This is a genomic window from Streptomyces sp. NPDC088745, from assembly GCF_044751045.1.
GTDB lineage: Bacteria > Actinomycetota > Actinomycetes > Streptomycetales > Streptomycetaceae > Streptomyces > Streptomyces cremeus.
Genome location: NZ_JBIVLB010000003.1, coordinates 525,446 through 541,973, shown reverse-complemented (window position 1 = coordinate 541,973; position 16,528 = coordinate 525,446). Strand labels below are relative to the sequence as shown.

11 protein-coding genes are annotated in these 16,528 nt (G+C 72.1%); 3 read left to right on the top strand and 8 right to left on the bottom strand.

The window, feature by feature from the left end; all coding sequences use genetic code 11:
• Nucleotides 1-123 precede the first annotated feature (123 nt).
• On the bottom strand, nt 124-678 hold the full coding sequence (locus ACIP93_RS11700) for a helix-turn-helix transcriptional regulator (protein WP_401757949.1): 555 nt from the start codon (nt 676-678) through the stop codon (nt 124-126).
• A 180-nt stretch (nt 679-858) separates the two neighbouring features.
• Between ACIP93_RS11700 and ACIP93_RS11695 the strand changes: the two genes are divergently transcribed.
• The 3 genes from ACIP93_RS11695 (at nt 859) to ACIP93_RS11685 (ending at nt 4,145) form a co-directional block, all read left to right on the top strand.
• Nucleotides 859-1,983, top strand: coding sequence for an LLM class flavin-dependent oxidoreductase (locus ACIP93_RS11695; RefSeq protein ID WP_401757630.1), 1,125 nt, complete (start codon nt 859-861; stop codon nt 1,981-1,983).
• On the top strand, nt 1,980-2,714 hold the full coding sequence (locus ACIP93_RS11690; RefSeq protein ID WP_401757628.1) for an SDR family NAD(P)-dependent oxidoreductase: 735 nt from the start codon (nt 1,980-1,982) through the stop codon (nt 2,712-2,714). The genes ACIP93_RS11695 and ACIP93_RS11690 overlap by 4 nt, the downstream gene beginning before the upstream one ends.
• A 240-nt stretch (nt 2,715-2,954) precedes the next feature.
• Entirely contained in the window at nt 2,955-4,145 is a 1,191-nt protein-coding gene (locus ACIP93_RS11685) for an SLC13 family permease (protein WP_401757626.1), read from the top strand.
• A gap of 168 nt (nt 4,146-4,313) precedes the next feature.
• Here the strand turns inward: ACIP93_RS11685 and ACIP93_RS11680 are convergent, their stop codons facing one another.
• From ACIP93_RS11680 to trpB, 7 genes are all read right to left on the bottom strand, one after another.
• Nucleotides 4,314-5,774: a glutamate synthase subunit beta gene (locus ACIP93_RS11680; RefSeq protein ID WP_345223895.1), complete on the bottom strand. Its 1,461-nt coding sequence runs from the start codon at nt 5,772-5,774 to the stop codon at nt 4,314-4,316.
• On the bottom strand, nt 5,767-10,332 hold the full coding sequence (gene gltB, locus ACIP93_RS11675) for a glutamate synthase large subunit (RefSeq protein WP_401757623.1): 4,566 nt from the start codon (nt 10,330-10,332) through the stop codon (nt 5,767-5,769). Before gltB ends, ACIP93_RS11680 begins: the two co-directional genes overlap by 8 nt.
• Before the next feature lie 543 nt (nt 10,333-10,875).
• Complete coding sequence (locus ACIP93_RS11670; RefSeq protein ID WP_345223891.1) at nt 10,876-11,607, bottom strand: VIT1/CCC1 transporter family protein; 732 nt, start codon at nt 11,605-11,607, stop codon at nt 10,876-10,878.
• 714 nt (nt 11,608-12,321) lie between these two features.
• On the bottom strand, nt 12,322-13,308 hold the full coding sequence (lgt, locus tag ACIP93_RS11665) for a prolipoprotein diacylglyceryl transferase (RefSeq protein WP_401757621.1): 987 nt from the start codon (nt 13,306-13,308) through the stop codon (nt 12,322-12,324).
• A 109-nt stretch (nt 13,309-13,417) separates the two neighbouring features.
• Nucleotides 13,418-14,236 (bottom strand): thioredoxin domain-containing protein, encoded by an 819-nt coding sequence (locus ACIP93_RS11660; RefSeq protein WP_345223887.1) that lies wholly within the window; start codon nt 14,234-14,236, stop codon nt 13,418-13,420.
• A gap of 102 nt (nt 14,237-14,338) precedes the next feature.
• Nucleotides 14,339-15,163, bottom strand: coding sequence for a tryptophan synthase subunit alpha (gene trpA, locus ACIP93_RS11655; RefSeq protein WP_401757619.1), 825 nt, complete (start codon nt 15,161-15,163; stop codon nt 14,339-14,341).
• Nucleotides 15,160-16,443: a tryptophan synthase subunit beta gene (gene trpB / locus ACIP93_RS11650; RefSeq protein ID WP_345223883.1), complete on the bottom strand. Its 1,284-nt coding sequence runs from the start codon at nt 16,441-16,443 to the stop codon at nt 15,160-15,162. Before trpB ends, trpA begins: the two co-directional genes overlap by 4 nt.
• Between the last annotated feature and the right edge of the window lie 85 nt (nt 16,444-16,528).

Genomic DNA, 16,528 nt, shown 5'->3' with positions numbered 1-16,528 from the left:
GGGTCCGGGCAGGGGCCGGACGGGCCCGGGCGGGGCGGGGCCCGCGAGGGCGGGACCGGTCGTCGCGGCCGTGCGGCGCCGTGGTGGCCGGCCGCGCCGTTTCCCGCGCCCCCGGCGCCGGGCTCAGCCGCCGGTGCCGCGCTCCAGTTCCTCGATGTCGGCGAGCATCGCGTCCGCCAGGTCGCGTTCCGCGGCGTAGTGGCGTTCGGCCCACTTCAGGGTCAGGGTCGGGTAGGCCCAGGCCGCCTCGCCCTTCGCGCCCTCCACGTCCGCGAGCGCGCGGCGGCGCATCTTCTCCGCGAACTCCCGGTGCCGGGCGAGGATGTCGCGCATCTGGTCGGGCTCCAGCAGGTGGCCCAGCCACAGGCGCAGCATGGGGCCGTGCTTGAGGACCGGCGGGTCCACGGGGGCCTCGCGGGCCCACCGGCGGACCGCGGCCAGCCCTTCGCCGGTGATCCGGTAGACCCGTTTGTCGCGGGAGCCGGTCTCCTGCGCGACCAGCCGCGAGGTCGCGTAACCGGCCTTCTCCAGCCGCTTCAGCTCGCTGTAGATCTGGCTGAAGGAGGGGCTCCAGTAGAAGAAGCGGAGCGACCAGTCCGACCACTTCTTCAGGTCGTACCCGGACAGCTCCTCACCGAAGGAGAGCAGTCCGAGCACCGCCCAACTGGTCGCGGGCAGCGCGGGAAGCTCCCCGTCGCCCGCACCGCCGCCGTGCCCGCCCGTGTCCGCCGCGCCCGCTGCTGCTTCCTTCTTCGCCACGTTCGGCAGTCTACGGGCGGACCCGGGCACAGCCCTTCCCCCGCTCCGGTATGACTGCTAGAAGTATTTCTCTTAGGCATAACAAGGAGAGGACCCCGCATGAAGTTCTCGATGATCTTCGAGGCGCAGCTCGCCGATCCGACTCCCGAGCGCGAACGCCAGGTCATCCACGACTGCGTCGAACAGGCCGTGTTCGCCGAGGAGATGGGCTTCGACCGCGTCTGGGCCGTGGAGCACCACTCCCTCACCCAGTACGCGCACATGAGCGCCTCGGAGATCTTCCTGACCTGGGTCGCCGCCCGGACCGAGCGGATCCGGATCGGCCACGGCGTCGTCACGATGCCCTTCGGCTACCAGCACCCGGTGCGCGTCGCGGAGCGGGCCGCGATGCTGGACGTGCTCTCCGGCGGGCGGGTGGACATCGGAGCGGGGCGCGGGGCCACCCGGCAGGAGATGCGGATGTTCGGGGTGCGGCCCGAGGACACGCATCCGCAGGTGGAGGAGGCCCTGCGGATCGTCTCGGCGGCGTGGCGCAAGGACGAGCTGGAGTGGCACGGCACCCTGGACATCGGCCCCGGCGCGGTCCTCCCGCGCCCCGTCCAGGGCCCGCATCCGCCCCTGTTCCTGGCCTGCTCCCGGCACGACTCCCTCCGGCTGGCCGCCGAACTCGGCGTCGGGGCCCTGGTGATGGGCTTCGCGGGCGCCGACGACGTGCGCGCGATGCGCACGGCGTACGACGAGGCCATCGCGGCCCGCACCGGCGAGCGCTTCGTCTCCAGCGAGGTCAACGACCACTTCTCCGCGCTCTGCCCCACGATCGTGCTGGACGACGCGGAGCGCGCCCTGCGCCTGGGCACCCGCGGCCAGCGCTTCTTCGCCGAGTCCATCGCGCACTGGTACGGCAACGGTCCCGCCCCCACCGGCCGGTTCGAGGACGAGGACCACGTCGCCGCCCTGGCCAGGAGCCGCGACGAGCTCGTCGCCAGACTGCACGAGGCGGACGTCCCGGCCCGCCCGGTCGACACCGGCACCTTCAACACCGAGCACGCGTACGGCGACCCGCGGACCGCGATCGCGTACGTGGAGCGGCTCCGCGCGATCGGCGTGGACGAGGTGATGTGCCTGATCCAGATGGGCACGGTGCCGCAGGAGGCCTGCATGGAGACCATCCGCCACTGGGGCGAGACGGTCATTCCCCACTTCAGGAAGGCGGAGAGCGCGTGAGCGGCGGCATCAGCCTGGAGGGCAAGGTCGTCGTCGTCACCGGCGCGGGCCGCGGCCAGGGCGCGGCGGAGGCCCGGCTGTTCGCCGGGTCCGGGGCGCGCGTGGTGGTCACCGACATCCGTGCGGACGAGGGCCGGGAGGTCGTGCGGTCCCTCGCCGGGCGGGGTCTCTTCGTACGGCACGACGTGTCGGAAGCGGCGAGCTGGGCGGAGGTGACCCGGGCCGCGCTGGACGCCTTCGGCCGGATCGACGCGCTGGTGAACAACGCCGCGCTGTGGCGCACCGCGTCCGTGGAGACGGAGACCCGGGAGAACTTCGAGGCGCTGCTGCGGGTCAATCTCCTGGGCCCCTTCCTCGGCATCCAGGCGGTGGTGCCCGCGCTCAAGGAGGCCGGGGGCGGGTCGATCGTCAACATCTCCTCGACGGCGGGGCTGGTGGGCATCCGGGGCCACGCGGCGTACGGCTCGACGAAGTTCGGCCTGCGCGGGCTGACGCGTTCCTCCGCGCTGGACCTGGCGGCGTACGGCATCCGGGTCAACTCGGTGCACCCGGGCGCGATCGACACCCCGATGATCGCGGCCACCTCCGGCAAGGACTGGTCGCACCTGCCGCTGGGCCGGACGGGCCGCCCGGAGGAGGTCGGGGAGCTGGTGCGGTTCCTGGTGTCGGACGCCTCCTCGTACGTGACGGGCACGGAGTTCACGGTGGACGGCGGCGCCACGGCCGGCTGACCGTGCCGGCGGTGGCGGCGGACCGGTGCGACGAGCGGCGGAGCCCGACGGCCGCGCGTTCGCCCGGCCGACGCGGTCGGGGTCGTCGGCCCGCACGACGGAGCCCGGTGACCGGCTGGGCCCGACGGCCGCGCGCCTGCCGGGCTCCGCCGTCACGCCGATCGGGTGCGCCCCGGCACGTCCGGCCACCTCGATCCGGTGGACGTCGCGGGCCCGCGGCCGGCCCGTAACCTTGTCCCGGTGCACCTCATCCGACGTCTTCATCCTCTGGACTGGGTGGCCCTCGGGCTGCTCGCGCTCGGGCTGCTCGCCGTGGCGACGGGGCTGCTGCCGGCGGGCCCCGCGGGCGACGTCATGGAGCGCATCGGCCCCCTGCTCCCCTTCTTGGCCACCGTCATCGTGCTGGGCGAGCTGACCGGCAGGGCGGGCGTCTTCGACGTGATCGCCTCCTGGGTGGCACGCACGGCACGCGGCAACTACCCGGCGCTCTTCGGCCTGTGCGTGGCCTTCGCCTCGGTCACCACGATCGCCCTGAACCTGGACACGACGGCGGTCCTCCTCACGCCCGTCATGCTGGCGCTCGCCACCCGGGTGGGCATCGCCGCGCTGCCCATGGCGATGACGACCGTATGGCTCGCGAACACCGCGAGCCTCCTCCTCCCGGCCTCCAACCTCACCAACCTGCTGGCCGCCGAGCGCATCGCGCTCTCCCCCTCGGGCCTGGCCGCGACCCTGTGGGCCGCGCAGCTGGCGTCCATCGCGGTGACCACGGCGTGCTTGTGGGGCTTCTACTGGCGGCGCGGCAGGCGGGGCGCGGACCGCTACGAGCCGCCGACGACGCCGGTACCGGCCGATCCGGTCCTGTTCCGGGTGTGCGCGGCGGCGTGCGCGGGCTTCCTGCTGGCCATCCTGGTGGCGGACGTGGAGTTGTGGATGGCGTCGGGGGCGGCCGCCCTGGTCGTCGTCGCGGTCTTCGCGGTCCGCGCGCGCGCCGAGCTGAAGTGGTCGCTCATCCCCTACCGGCTCCTGATCCTGGTCCCCGGCATGTTCCTGGTCGTGGAGACCGTCAACTCCCACGGCCTGCACACCCTGCTGTCCGCCGCACTCGGCACGGACGACGGCCTGCTCGGCATGCTGCGCTCGGCGGGCGTCGGCGCGGGCGTCTCGAACGTCCTCAACAACCTCCCCGCGTACGTCGCCGGGGAAGCCGCCGTCCCGTCCGGCAACCCCCACCAGCTCCTCGCCCTGCTGGTCGGCGTCAACGTCGGCCCGGTCATCACCCCGTGGGCGTCCCTCGCCACCCTCCTGTGGTTCGAACGCTGCCGGTGGCACGGAACACGGATCGCACTCGGGCGCTTCCTCGGCACGGGCTGCGTGCTGGCGGTGACGGCGACACTGGCCTCGACCCTGGCACTGGCGGCCACGACCTGACCCACGGGCCGCGAAAAGCGCCGCGGCGCCCGCCCCAGGTGTCCGGTCGGGGACGAGTCGGGGAGGGCGCCGCGTTCAGTTCCGCACGACGCTGGGCGGGACGAATGTGGGGTAGGTGCTCAGGACACCGTACGCCAGGACCAGCCGGTGGCGCACGGTGGCCCGGGGTCAGACGGTGAGCGCCCGGTCGGTCGGCCGCACCGGGGCCGGGAGGGCGCTGACGCCCGTCAGGTAGCGGTCCACGCCGCGGGCGGCCGAGCGGCCCTCGGCGATGGCCCAGACGATGAGCGACTGGCCGCGGCCCGCGTCGCCGGCGACGAAGACGCCGTCGACGTTGGTGGCGTAGTCGGCGTCGCGGGCGATGTTGCCCCGCTCGTCCAGGGCGAGGCCGAACTGCTCGACCAGGCCGTTGGACTGGTCGGTGCCGGTGAAGCCCATGGCGAGGGTGACCAGTTGGGCGGGGATGACGCGCTCGGTGCCCGCCTTCTGCTCCAGCTTGCCGTCCTTGAACTCGACCTCGATCAGGTGCAGGGACTGGACGTTGCCGTTCTCGTCGCCCTCGAAGTGGGTGGTGGAGACGGAGTAGACCCGCTCGCCGCCCTCCTCGTGCGCGGAGGTGACCTTGTAGAGCATGGGGAAGGTCGGCCAGGGCTGGTGGGCGCCGCGCTCCTCGCCCGGCTTCGGCATGATTTCGAGCTGGGTGACGGAGGCCGCGCCCTGGCGGTGGGCGGTGCCCACGCAGTCCGCGCCCGTGTCGCCGCCGCCGATGACCACGACGTGCTTGCCCTCGGCGGTGATCGGGGCCACCGTCAGGTCGCCCTCCTGCACCTTGTTGGCGAGGGGGAGGTACTCCATGGCGAAGTGGATGCCCTTGAGGTCGCGGCCCGGGACCGGCAGGTCGCGGGAGACCGTCGCGCCGGCCGCGACGACGACCGCGTCGTAGCGGCGGCGCAGCTTCGCCGCGTCGATGTCGCGGCCGATCTCGACCTCGGTGCGGAACTTGGTGCCCTCCGCCCGCATCTGCTCGATGCGGCGGTTGATGTGCGACTTCTCCATCTTGAACTCGGGGATGCCGTAGCGCAGCAGACCGCCGATGCGGTCGGCGCGCTCGTACACGGCGACCGTGTGGCCGGCCCGGGTGAGCTGCTGGGCGGCGGCCAGTCCGGCGGGGCCCGAGCCGATGACGGCGACCGTCTTGCCGGACAGTCGCTCCGGGGGCTGCGGGGTGACGTCGCCGCTGTCCCAGGCCTTGTCGATGATGGTGACTTCGACGTTCTTGATGGTGACGGCGGGCTGGTTGATGCCGAGCACGCACGCCGACTCGCAGGGCGCCGGGCACAGGCGGCCGGTGAACTCGGGGAAGTTGTTCGTGGCGTGCAGGCGCTCGGAGGCGGCGCTCCAGTCCTCGCGGTAGGCGTAGTCGTTCCACTCGGGGATGAGGTTCCCGAGCGGGCAGCCGTTGTGGCAGAACGGGATGCCGCAGTCCATGCAGCGGCCGGCCTGCTTGCTGATGATCGGCAGGAGGGACTTGGGAACGTAGACCTCGTTCCAGTCCTTCACCCGGTCCTCGACGGGGCGGGTCCTGGCGACTTCGCGCCCGGTGGTCAGAAAGCCCTTGGGGTCAGCCATTGGTCGCCGCCTCCATCATCTTCTCGGTGGTCTCCTGCTCGGAGAGACCGGCCTGCTCAGCGGCGTCCTTGGCGGCGAGCACGGCCTTGTACGTGGAAGGAATGATCTTGCTGAAGCGGGCCGCGGCGGCGGGCCAGTCGGCCAGCAGCTTCGCGGCGACGGTCGAGCCGGTCTCCTCCTGGTGGCGGCGCACCACGTCGTGCAGCCACTGCTGGTCGGAGGTGGACAGGGGCTCGATCGCGCCCAGGTTGCCCGCGTTGACGTTGTCCCGGTCGAGGTCGATGACGTACGCGACGCCGCCGGACATGCCGGCCGCGAAGTTGCGTCCGGTCTCGCCGAGGACGACCGCGTGGCCGCCGGTCATGTACTCGCAGCCGTGGTCGCCCACGCCCTCCGAGACGACGGTGGCGCCGGAGTTGCGCACGCAGAAGCGTTCGCCGGTGCGGCCGCGCAGGAACAGCTCGCCGCCGGTCGCGCCGTAGCCGATGGTGTTGCCGGCGATGGTGGAGTACTCGGCGAGGTGGTCGGCGCCCCGGTCCGGGCGGACGACGATCCGGCCGCCGGACAGGCCCTTGCCGACGTAGTCGTTGGCGTCGCCCTCCAGGCGCAGGGTGATGCCGCTGGGGACGAAGGCGCCGAAGGACTGGCCTGCGGAGCCGGTGAAGGTGATGTCGATGGTGTCGTCGGGCAGGCCCGCCCCGCCGAACTTCTTCGTCACCTCGTGGCCCAGCATCGTGCCGACGGTGCGGTTGATGTTGCGGATGGCGATCTGCGCGCGGACCGGCTGGGCGGCCTCGGCGGTGTCGGCGCCCAGGGCGTCGGCGGCCAGCTTGATGAGCTGGTTGTCGAGGGCCTTCTCCAGGGCGTGGTCCTGGACGGTGACCTGGTGGCGGACCGCGCCCTCGGGCAGCGCGGGCACGTGGAACAGGGGCGCGAGGTCCAGGCCCTGCGCCTTCCAGTGCCGTACCGCCCGCGAGGTGTCCAGCAGTTCGGCGTGGCCGACGGCCTCTTCGAGGGTGCGGAAGCCCAGCTCGGCCAGCAGCTCGCGGACCTCCTCCGCGATGTACTGGAAGAAGTTGACGATGTACTCGGCCTTGCCGGAGAAGCGCTCGCGCAGCACCGGGTTCTGGGTGGCGATGCCGACCGGACAGGTGTCCAGGTGGCAGACGCGCATCATGACGCAGCCGGAGACGACGAGCGGCGCGGTCGCGAAACCGAACTCCTCGGCGCCCAGCAGCGCGGCGATGACGACGTCGCGGCCGGTCTTGAGCTGGCCGTCGGTCTGCACGACGATGCGGTCGCGCAGCCCGTTGAGCAGCAGCGTCTGCTGGGTCTCGGCGAGGCCCAGCTCCCAGGGGCCGCCCGCGTGCTTCAGGGAGGTCAGCGGGGAGGCGCCGGTGCCGCCGTCGTGCCCGGAGATCAGGACGACGTCCGCGTGCGCCTTGGAGACGCCCGCCGCGACCGTGCCGACGCCGACCTCGGAGACCAGCTTCACGTGGATGCGGGCGGCCGGGTTGGCGTTCTTCAGGTCGTGGATGAGCTGGGCGAGGTCCTCGATGGAGTAGATGTCGTGGTGCGGCGGCGGCGAGATCAGGCCCACGCCCGGCGTGGAGTGCCGGGTCTTCGCGACCCACGGGTAGACCTTGTGGCCCGGGAGCTGGCCGCCCTCGCCGGGCTTGGCGCCCTGCGCCATCTTGATCTGGATGTCGTCCGCGTTGACCAGGTACTCGCTGGTCACGCCGAAGCGGCCGGAGGCGACCTGCTTGATGGCGGAGCGACGCGCCGGGTCGTACAGGCGCTCCGGGTCCTCGCCGCCCTCACCGGTGTTGGACTTGCCGCCGAGCTGGTTCATGGCGACGGCGAGGGTCTCGTGCGCCTCCTGCGAGATGGAGCCGTACGACATGGCGCCCGTGGAGAAGCGCTTGACGATCTCGGAGGCGGGCTCGACCTCGTCCAGCGGGATCGAGGGGCGGTCGCCGGCGAAGCCGAAGAGGCCGCGCAGCGTCATCAGCCGCTCGGACTGCTCGTTCACCCGGTCCGTGTACTGCTTGAAGATGTCGTAGCGCCGGTTGCGGGTGGCGTGCTGGAGGCGGAAGACCGTCTCCGGGTCGAACAGGTGCGGCTCGCCCTCGCGGCGCCACTGGTACTCGCCGCCGATCTCCAGGCGGCGGTGCGAGGCGGCGATGCCGGAGGCCGGGTACGCCTTGGCGTGCCGGGCGGCGACCTCCTGGGCGATCACGTCCAGGTCCGCGCCGCCGATCTTGGTGGGGGTGCCGTTGAAGTACCGCGCGACGAAGCCCTCGTCCAGGCCGACGGCCTCGAAGACCTGCGCGCCCCGGTAGGAGGCGACGGTGGAGATGCCCATCTTGGACATGACCTTCAGGACGCCCTTGCCGAGGGCGTGGATGAGGTTGCGGATGGCCTGCTCGGGGTCGTCCGTCTCGATAAAGGTGCCCGCGCGGACCAGGTCCTCGACGGACTCCATCGCGAGGTACGGGTTGACGGCGGCCGCTCCGTAACCGATGAGCAGCGCGACGTGGTGCACCTCGCGGACGTCGCCGGCCTCGACCAGCAGGCCCACCTGGGTGCGCTGCTTGGTCGCGATGAGGTGGTGGTGGACGGCGGAGGTGAGCAGCAGCGAGGGCATCGGCGCGTGCTCGGCGTCGGAGTGCCGGTCGGAGAGCACGATCAGGCGCGCGCCCGCCTCGATGGCGGCGTCGACCTCGGTGCAGATCTCCTCGATGCGGGCCGCGAGGGCGTCGCCGCCGCCGCTCACCCGGTAGAGGCCGGAGAGCGTCGCGGCCTTCATGCCCGGCATGTCGCCGTCGGCGTTGATGTGGATGAGCTTGGCCAGCTCGTCGTTGTCGATCACCGGGAAGGGCAGGGTGACGGAACGGCACGAGGCGGCGCTCGGCTCCAGGAGGTTGCCCTGCGGGCCCAGCGAGGAGCGCAGCGAGGTGACGAGCTCCTCCCTGATCGCGTCCAGCGGCGGGTTGGTGACCTGGGCGAAGAGCTGGGTGAAGTAGTCGAAGAGCAGCCGGGGGCGCTCGGACAGGGCCGCGATCGGGGAGTCCGTGCCCATGGAGCCGAGCGGTTCGCCGCCCGTGCGGGCCATGGGGGCGAGGATGACCCGCAGCTCCTCCTCGGTGTAGCCGAAGGTCTGCTGACGGCGCGTCACCGAGGCGTGGGTGTGCACGATGTGCTCGCGCTCGGGGAGGTCTTCGAGCTCGATCTCCCCGGTTTCGAGCCACTGCTCGTACGGGTGCTCGGCGGCGAGTCCGGCCTTGATCTCGTCGTCCTCGACGATCCGGCGCTCGGCGGTGTCGACCAGGAACATCTTCCCCGGCTGGAGGCGGCCCTTGCGGACGACCTTCGCGGGGTCGATGTCCAGGACGCCGACCTCGGAGGAGAGGACCACGAGGCCGTCGTCGGTGACCCAGTAACGCCCCGGGCGCAGGCCGTTGCGGTCGAGGACCGCGCCGACCTGGGTGCCGTCGGTGAAGGTGACGCAGGCCGGGCCGTCCCAGGGCTCCATCATCGTGGCGTGGTACTGGTAGAACGCGCGGCGGGCCGGGTCCATGGAGTCGTGGTTCTCCCACGCCTCGGGGACCATCATCAGCACCGAGTGCGGCAGCGAGCGCCCGCCCAGGTGCAGCAGCTCCAGCACCTCGTCGAAGGACGCCGAGTCGGAGGCGTCCGGCGTGCAGACGGGGAAGATCCGGTCCAGCTTCTCGGGGCCGAAGAGGTCGGAGGCGAGCTGGGACTCGCGGGCCTTCATCCAGTTCCGGTTGCCCTTGACCGTGTTGATCTCGCCGTTGTGCGCGACGAAGCGGTACGGGTGGGCCAGCGGCCAGGACGGGAAGGTGTTGGTGGAGAACCGGGAGTGCACGAGCGCCACGGCCGTGGCGCAGCGGCGGTCGGAGAGGTCCGGGAAGAACGGTTCGAGCTGCCCGGTGGTGAGCATGCCCTTGTAGACGAGGGTGCGCGCGGAGAGCGACGGGAAGTAGACACCGGCCTCGCGCTCGGCGCGCTTGCGCAGGAGGAACGCCTTGCGGTCGAGGACGATGCCCTCGCTCCCGCCGTCCGCGACGAAGAGCTGCCGGAAGGTCGGCATCGTGGCGCGTGCGCCGTTGCCGAGCAGGTCCGGGCTGACCGGGACCGCGCGCCAGCCGAGGACGGTGAGGCCCTCCTCGCCCGCGATCGTCTCGATCTGCGAGACGGCGTCGGCGGCGAGCGTCTCGTCGGCGGGCAGGAAGGCAGTGCCCACCGCGTACGCCCCGGCCGCCGGAAGGGCGAAGTCCACGACCTCGCGCAGGAAGGCGTCCGGCACCTGGAGCAGGATTCCGGCGCCGTCGCCGGAGTCGGGCTCGGAGCCGGTGGCACCGCGGTGTTCGAGGTTGCGCAGTACCGTCAGCGCCTGCTCGACCAGCTCATGGGAGGCCACACCGGTGAGGGTGGCGACAAAGCCGACGCCGCATGCGTCGTGCTCGTTGCGGGGGTCGTACAACCCCTGCTGGGCGGGGCGACCGTCCATGGGCGACCAGGCGTGGGTACGCATCGGCACTCCCGTCGTCGTCGTGGCATATACAGATACCGAGGGACGACACTGGCCCTCCGCGAAATTTCGTGCAGGTTACATGATGGCTGGCTTCTCGGGAAGCGGAAGGCACATTCCACCATGCGGACACCGCGCAGAGCGGTGGATGCGGTGCGACTGGGGACAAGGTGCCGCACTCCGGACCGTGGCGCGGGAGGCATCATTGCCTTCGGCGCTTACGGCTCATGCCCGTCGGTCAACTGGACGAAACCGATGAGTAACGGCTACTTATGCGACACCGTGCATATAGCCAATAGCTTACGGGACTGTCGCCGATCCGCACCGGGGCGTTCGTCACACCTGCGCGAGGACCCGCATCCCTCCGCCCGGCGGCCCGGACGCCTTCGCCCCGCCGGGGAAGCCCCCGGCGGGGCTGCCCGCGACGGCGGGCCGGCCGCGCGGCACCCCGGCCGTTGGTACGGTCACCCCGGCCGCCGGCAGCTCGACACCGCTGCCCCTGACCGACCGCACGGTCACGTACGTCTCCTCCAGCGCCCCTGGCACCTACCCGACGGCGATACCGAAGAGCGTCCCGAGGCCGTACGTCACCGCGGCCGCGGCACCGCCGAGCGCGAGTTGCCGCAGCCCGCTGAACCACCAGGTCCGCGCGGTCACCCGCGCCACCACGGCTCCGCACCCGAACAGCCCCACCAGCGCCAGCAGCACCGCGGGCCACAGCGAGGCGGCCCCCAGCAGGTACGGCAGTACGGGCAGCAGCGCGCCCAGCGCGAACGCCCCGAACGACGACACGGCGGCCACCAGCGGCGAGGGCAGGTCGTCGGGGTCGATCCCCAGCTCCTCCCGGGCGTGGATCTCCAGCGCCTGCTCGGGGTCCACCGACAACTGCCGCGCCACCTCCCGGGCCAGCTCCGGCTCCACGCCCCGCGAGACGTACAGCGCGGCCAGTTCGCGCTCCTCGTCCGCGGGGTGCCGCCTCAGCTCCTCGCGCTCGACGTCGAGTTCGGCCTGTACGAGTTCGCGCTGCGAGGCGACGGAGGTGTACTCGCCGGCCGCCATGGAGAACGCGCCGGCGGCGAGGCCCGCGAGGCCGGTGATCACGACGGTCTGCTGGGACACGGCGCCGCCGGCCACACCGGTCATCAGCGCCAGGTTGGACACCAGGCCGTCCATCGCGCCGAACACCGCGGGCCGCAGCCAGCCGCCGTTCACGTCCCGGTGGGTGTGGTTGTCGCGGTGGGCCTCGTGCAGTGTCGCTTCGGTCTCAATGATCGCCACGGTCGTTCTCCCCGTACCCCGGTGTTTTTCTGCGGCCGGGGGGCGCCCCGACGTGATCGAAAGTACGCACGATTCGAAGGCTCCGCCAGCAAGGAAGGCCGTACTTACCTCCCTTGAGAGCCCCCCAACCCCCACTTCCCAAGGCAAGCCTTCCCTCACTCCACCTCCCTTCCCGCCCCCTTCTGCCCCCGTCCCTTTGTGCCCCACAGCCGTCCCGCCTTCACCCCTCGTCCTCTTGGGCGGGGCCGCCCTCCCCCTACCCACCCCCCGCCCCCTTGGGCGACGGGGCCGCCCCAAGGGGGCGAGGGGGGTACCCCCTGCTCGAGCGAAGCCGAGAGCTTGGGGGAGGGCGGGCAAGGGGGCGGCCCCTCCCGCTCCCGGCCCACCCGGGTGCCGCCCCTTGCGTGAGCGCCTGTGCCGGACAAGCTCCTCCGCAAGGGCCGTGAGCTCAGCCCCCGCGCCGGACGCGTCAGCCCCGTTCTGCTCACGTAGGAGAGGCCCCGGACCCGCCCCTTTCCCTAAAGCGCTCGCCGCGCAGCCAGGTGCACGGGTTCCGTGCAGGAGCGTCGTGGTCGCTCGCGCAGTTCCTCGCGCCCCTGGACGGGGCACCGCGCACAGCGTCACGCGACGGGCCCCCGCCGGCCGGGGGCATGGGAAAGGGCCGCCGGGGACCCTGTGGTCCCGGCGGCCCTTGGCCACGTGCGACGCGCCGCGTCAGCCCTTCTTGCCCGACTCCCCCGCCTCGGCCTTCGTGAGGTCGGTCTTGACCGGAGCCGCGGTCGCACCGGACCCGGCCTTCACGTCGTCCTTCTCGGCCGCGGCCGGCACCGTGCCGCCCTCGGCCTCCCCGGCGTCCGCCGCGTCCGCGGCGCCCGCGTCCTCGGCCGCCCCCGCCCGCTCCGGCTCCACGATCTCCTCGCGGCCCGGACGCAGCCGCGACGACAGCACGAAGTAGACGACGGCCAGGACGAAGATGACGATCGCCGTCCAGACGTTGAGGCGCAGGCCCAGGATGTGGTGGGCGTCGTCGATGCGCATGTACTCGATCCAGCCGCGCCCGGCGCAGTACAGGGCGACGTACAGCGCGAAGACCCGCCCGTGCCCGAGCTTGAACCGGCGGTCGGCCCAGACGATCACGGCGGCGACACCGAGGCACCACAGCGACTCGTACAGGAAGGTCGGGTGGTAGAGCCCCGGCTCCTCGCCCTTGGTGATCTTCAGCGCCCAGGGCAGGTCGGTCGCCCGCCCGTACAGCTCCTGGTTGAACCAGTTGCCCCAGCGCCCGATAGCCTGCGCGATGACGAGCGCGGGGGCCATCGCGTCGGCCCAGGCCGGCAGCGGGATGCCCCGCCTGCGGCAGCCGATCCAGGCGCCGACGGCGCCGAGCGCCACGGCGCCCCAGATGCCGAGGCCGCCCTCCCAGATCTTGAAGGCGTTGACCCAGTTCTTGCCTTCGCTGAAGTAGAGCTGGTAGTCGGTGACGACGTGGTACAGCCGTCCGCCGACGAGCCCGAAGGGAACCGCCCAGACGGCGATGTCGGCGACCGTCCCGGGCTTGCCGCCGCGGGCGATCCAGCGCTTGTTGCCGTACCAGACGGCCACGAAGACGCCGATGATGATGCAGAGCGCGTAGCCGCGCAGCGGGAGGGGTCCGAGGTGGATCTCACCGGCCGCCGGGCTGGGAATGAAGGCAAGGTTCATGACGGGGACGACGCTACCCTGCCCGGCGCGGCCCGGAGTACCCGACCGGCAACGTCTGGGTAACAGGGGCCGGGCCCGGAGGCCCGGCGGCCCCCGGGCCCGGACCGTGCTACCGCACCGGCGCCTTCGTCCCCAGCGGCTTGCCCTTGTTCGCCTGGTCCACCCACTTCACCAGGTTCGCCGGCGAGATCTGCTCGCTGCCCTTCTGCGGGAAGATCGCCTCCCCGTTCAGGAGCACCGTCGGCGTCGCCTTGTAGGCCGACTTGTCGAACTCCTCCTGCACCTTGGTGACCCAGCCCGCGTGCGTCCCCTTGTCCACGCACGCGTCGAAGGCGGTCCCGCGCAGCCCCGGCACCTTGTCCGCCAGCTCCAGCAGGCGGCTCTTCTTGCCGAACGCGTCGTCCGTCTCCTGCGGCTGGTTGCGGAAGAGCGTGTCGTGGTACGCGTGGAACTTCCCCGCGTCCTGCGCGCACCCGAGCGCGTTCGCGGCGAACTTCGAGCCGTTGCCCGGGACGGCCTTGTCGATGAAGGACACCAGGTGGTACTCGGCCCGGATCTTCCCTTCCTTCTCCAGCTTGTTGACCGTGTCCCGCATGCTGTTCTCGAACATCCCGCACGCCGGGCAGCGCATGTCCTCGTACACGGTCAGCACGGACGGCGCGTCGGGCTTCCCCACCGGAACGGCGACCCCCGCCTCGCCCACCACGCCGGCCGGCGGCACGACCGGGCCCGCCTTGTCGGCGTCGTCCTTCGAGCCGCCGCTGTTCGCGGCGACCACTCCGGCCACCGCAGCCAGGCCGAGGACGCCGACCACCGCCGCGCCGACGACCATCACCCGGCGCCGCTTCTCGCGCGACTTCTGCACTTCGCGTTCCTTGATGAGCCGCTCGCGGGCGGTTCGCTTGCCTTCAGAGTTCTTCTCGCTCACACCCGCAGCAACGAACCGGGGCGGCACCGATGTGCCACCCCGGCCCGGATTCCACTCAAATGGACTACGGAACCATAAAGTTACGCAGCCAACAGACGGACGTCAGTCGCGCCGCACGCCAGCCGCGAGCTCGCCCGCGAGCTCCCGCACGGCCCGCAGCCCCGACGCCCGGTCCCCGGCGGTCTCGGCCTCCAGCAGCCGCTTGACGAACGCCGACCCGACGATGACTCCGTCGGCGAAGGCCGCGACCTCCTTGGCCTGCGCGGCGTTCGAGACCCCGAGCCCGACGCACACCGGCAGGTCCTCGCGGGTCGCCCTGGCCCGCCGGACGAGCTCCTGCGCCTCGTGCCCCACGGACTCCCGCGTTCCGGTGACCCCCATCAGCGAGGCCGCGTACACGAATCCGGAACCGGCGGCGGTGATCGTCGCCAGCCGCTCGTCCCTGCTGCTCGGCGCGACCACGAACACCGTGGCCAGGCCGTGCTTCTCGGCGTGCTCGCGCCACAGCGCGGACTCCTGGACCGGCAGGTCGGGCAGGATGCACCCGGCCCCGCCCGCCTCGGCCAGTTCGGCGGTGAACCGCTCGACGCCGTACCGGTCGACGGGGTTCCAGTACGTCATGACCAGCACCGGCACCCCGGTGGCGGCGTGTGCCTCGCGCACCGTGCGCAGCACGTCGGCGATCTTGACGCCGCCGCGCAGGGCGATGTCGTCGGCGGTCTGGATGACCGGGCCGTCCAGCACCGGGTCGCTGTGCGGCAGTCCGACCTCCACGACGTCCGCGCCGCCGGCGACGACGGCCTTGACCGCCTCGATGCCGCCGTCCACGGTGGGGAACCCGGCCGGGAGGTAGGCGATCAGCGCGGCCCGCCCCTCGCTCTTCGCGGCGGCGAGGGTGTCGCTCAACAGCTTTACGTTCCCGCTCACTTGGCGTCCTCCGTGATCTCCGCGACGGCGGCGGCGTCCGCGGCGACGGCCGCGTCCGTGTCGTACAGCCCGAAGTAGCGGGCGGCGGTGTCCATGTCCTTGTCGCCGCGCCCGGACAGGTTGACCAGGATCAGCCCGTCCTCGCCCAGCTCCTTGCCGAGTTCCAGCGCCCCGGCGAGCGCGTGCGCGCTCTCGATGGCCGGAATGATGCCCTCCGTGCGTGACAGCAGCCGCAGCGCCTGCATCGCGGCGTCGTCGGTGACGGCCCGGTACTCACCGCGCCCGAGGTCCTTGAGGTACGCGTGCTCGGGCCCGATGCCCGGGTAGTCCAGACCGGCGGAGATGGAGTACGGCTCGGTGATCTGCCCCTCCTCGTCCTGGAGCACGTACGACCTCGACCCGTGCAGGATGCCCGGCTCGCCCGCGCTCAGGGTGGCCGCGTGCTCCCCGGTCTCGATGCCGTGCCCGGCGGGCTCGCAGCCGACCAGGCGCACCCCGGCGTCCGGGATGAACGCGTGGAACAGCCCGATCGCGTTGGACCCGCCGCCCACGCACGCCACGGCCGCGTCCGGCAGCCGTCCGGCGCGCTCCAGGATCTGCCGGCGCGCCTCCACCCCGATCACCCGGTGGAAGTCCCGGACCATGGCGGGGAAGGGGTGCGGCCCGGCGACCGTGCCGAAGAGGTAGTGGGTGCGGTCCACGTTGGCGACCCAGTCGCGGAACGCCTCGTTGATGGCGTCCTTGAGCGTGCGCGAACCGGACTTGACCGCGACGACCTCCGCGCCGAGCATGCGCATCCGCGCGACGTTCAGCGCCTGCCGCTCGGTGTCGATCTCGCCCATGTAGATGGTGCAGTCGAGCCCGAACAGGGCACAGGCGGTGGCGGTCGCGACGCCGTGCTGTCCGGCGCCGGTCTCGGCGATGACCCGGGTCTTGCCCATGCGCCGGGTGAGCAGGGCCTGCCCCAGCACGTTGTTGATCTTGTGCGAGCCGGTGTGGTTGAGGTCCTCCCGCTTGAGGAAGATCCGGGCCCCGCCCGCGTGCTCCGCGAAGCGCGGCACCTCGGTCAGCGAGCTGGGCCGGCCGGTGTAGTGGACCATCAGGTCGTCGAGCTCGGCCGCGAACGCCGGGTCGGCCTTGGCCTTGTCGTACTCGACGGCGACCTCGTCCACCGCGGCGACGAGCGCCTCGGGGATGAACTTGCCGCCGAAGTCACCGAAGTAGCCCTCGGTGGTGGGGACCAGCCCCTGGGGATCGGGCAGGAAGAACTCGCTGGGCATGCGGAAACTCCTCAGGAGGAACGCGTGCGTCGCACGCGTTCGAGGGGAAGACGGAAGTCACTGGACACAACGCCCCGGAGGGACG

What these genes read in the sequence shown, in the direction of transcription:
- lgt (WP_401757621.1), bottom strand. Translation starts at nt 13,308, where the DNA reads ATGAACCTTGCCTTCATTCCCAGCCCGGCGGCCGGTGAGATCCACCTC.
- gltB (WP_401757623.1), bottom strand. Translation starts at nt 10,332, where the DNA reads ATGCGTACCCACGCCTGGTCGCCCATGGACGGTCGCCCCGCCCAGCAG.
- ACIP93_RS11695 (WP_401757630.1), top strand. Translation starts at nt 859, where the DNA reads ATGAAGTTCTCGATGATCTTCGAGGCGCAGCTCGCCGATCCGACTCCC.
- trpB (WP_345223883.1), bottom strand. Translation starts at nt 16,443, where the DNA reads ATGCCCAGCGAGTTCTTCCTGCCCGATCCCCAGGGGCTGGTCCCCACC.
- ACIP93_RS11680 (WP_345223895.1), bottom strand. Translation starts at nt 5,774, where the DNA reads ATGGCTGACCCCAAGGGCTTTCTGACCACCGGGCGCGAAGTCGCCAGG.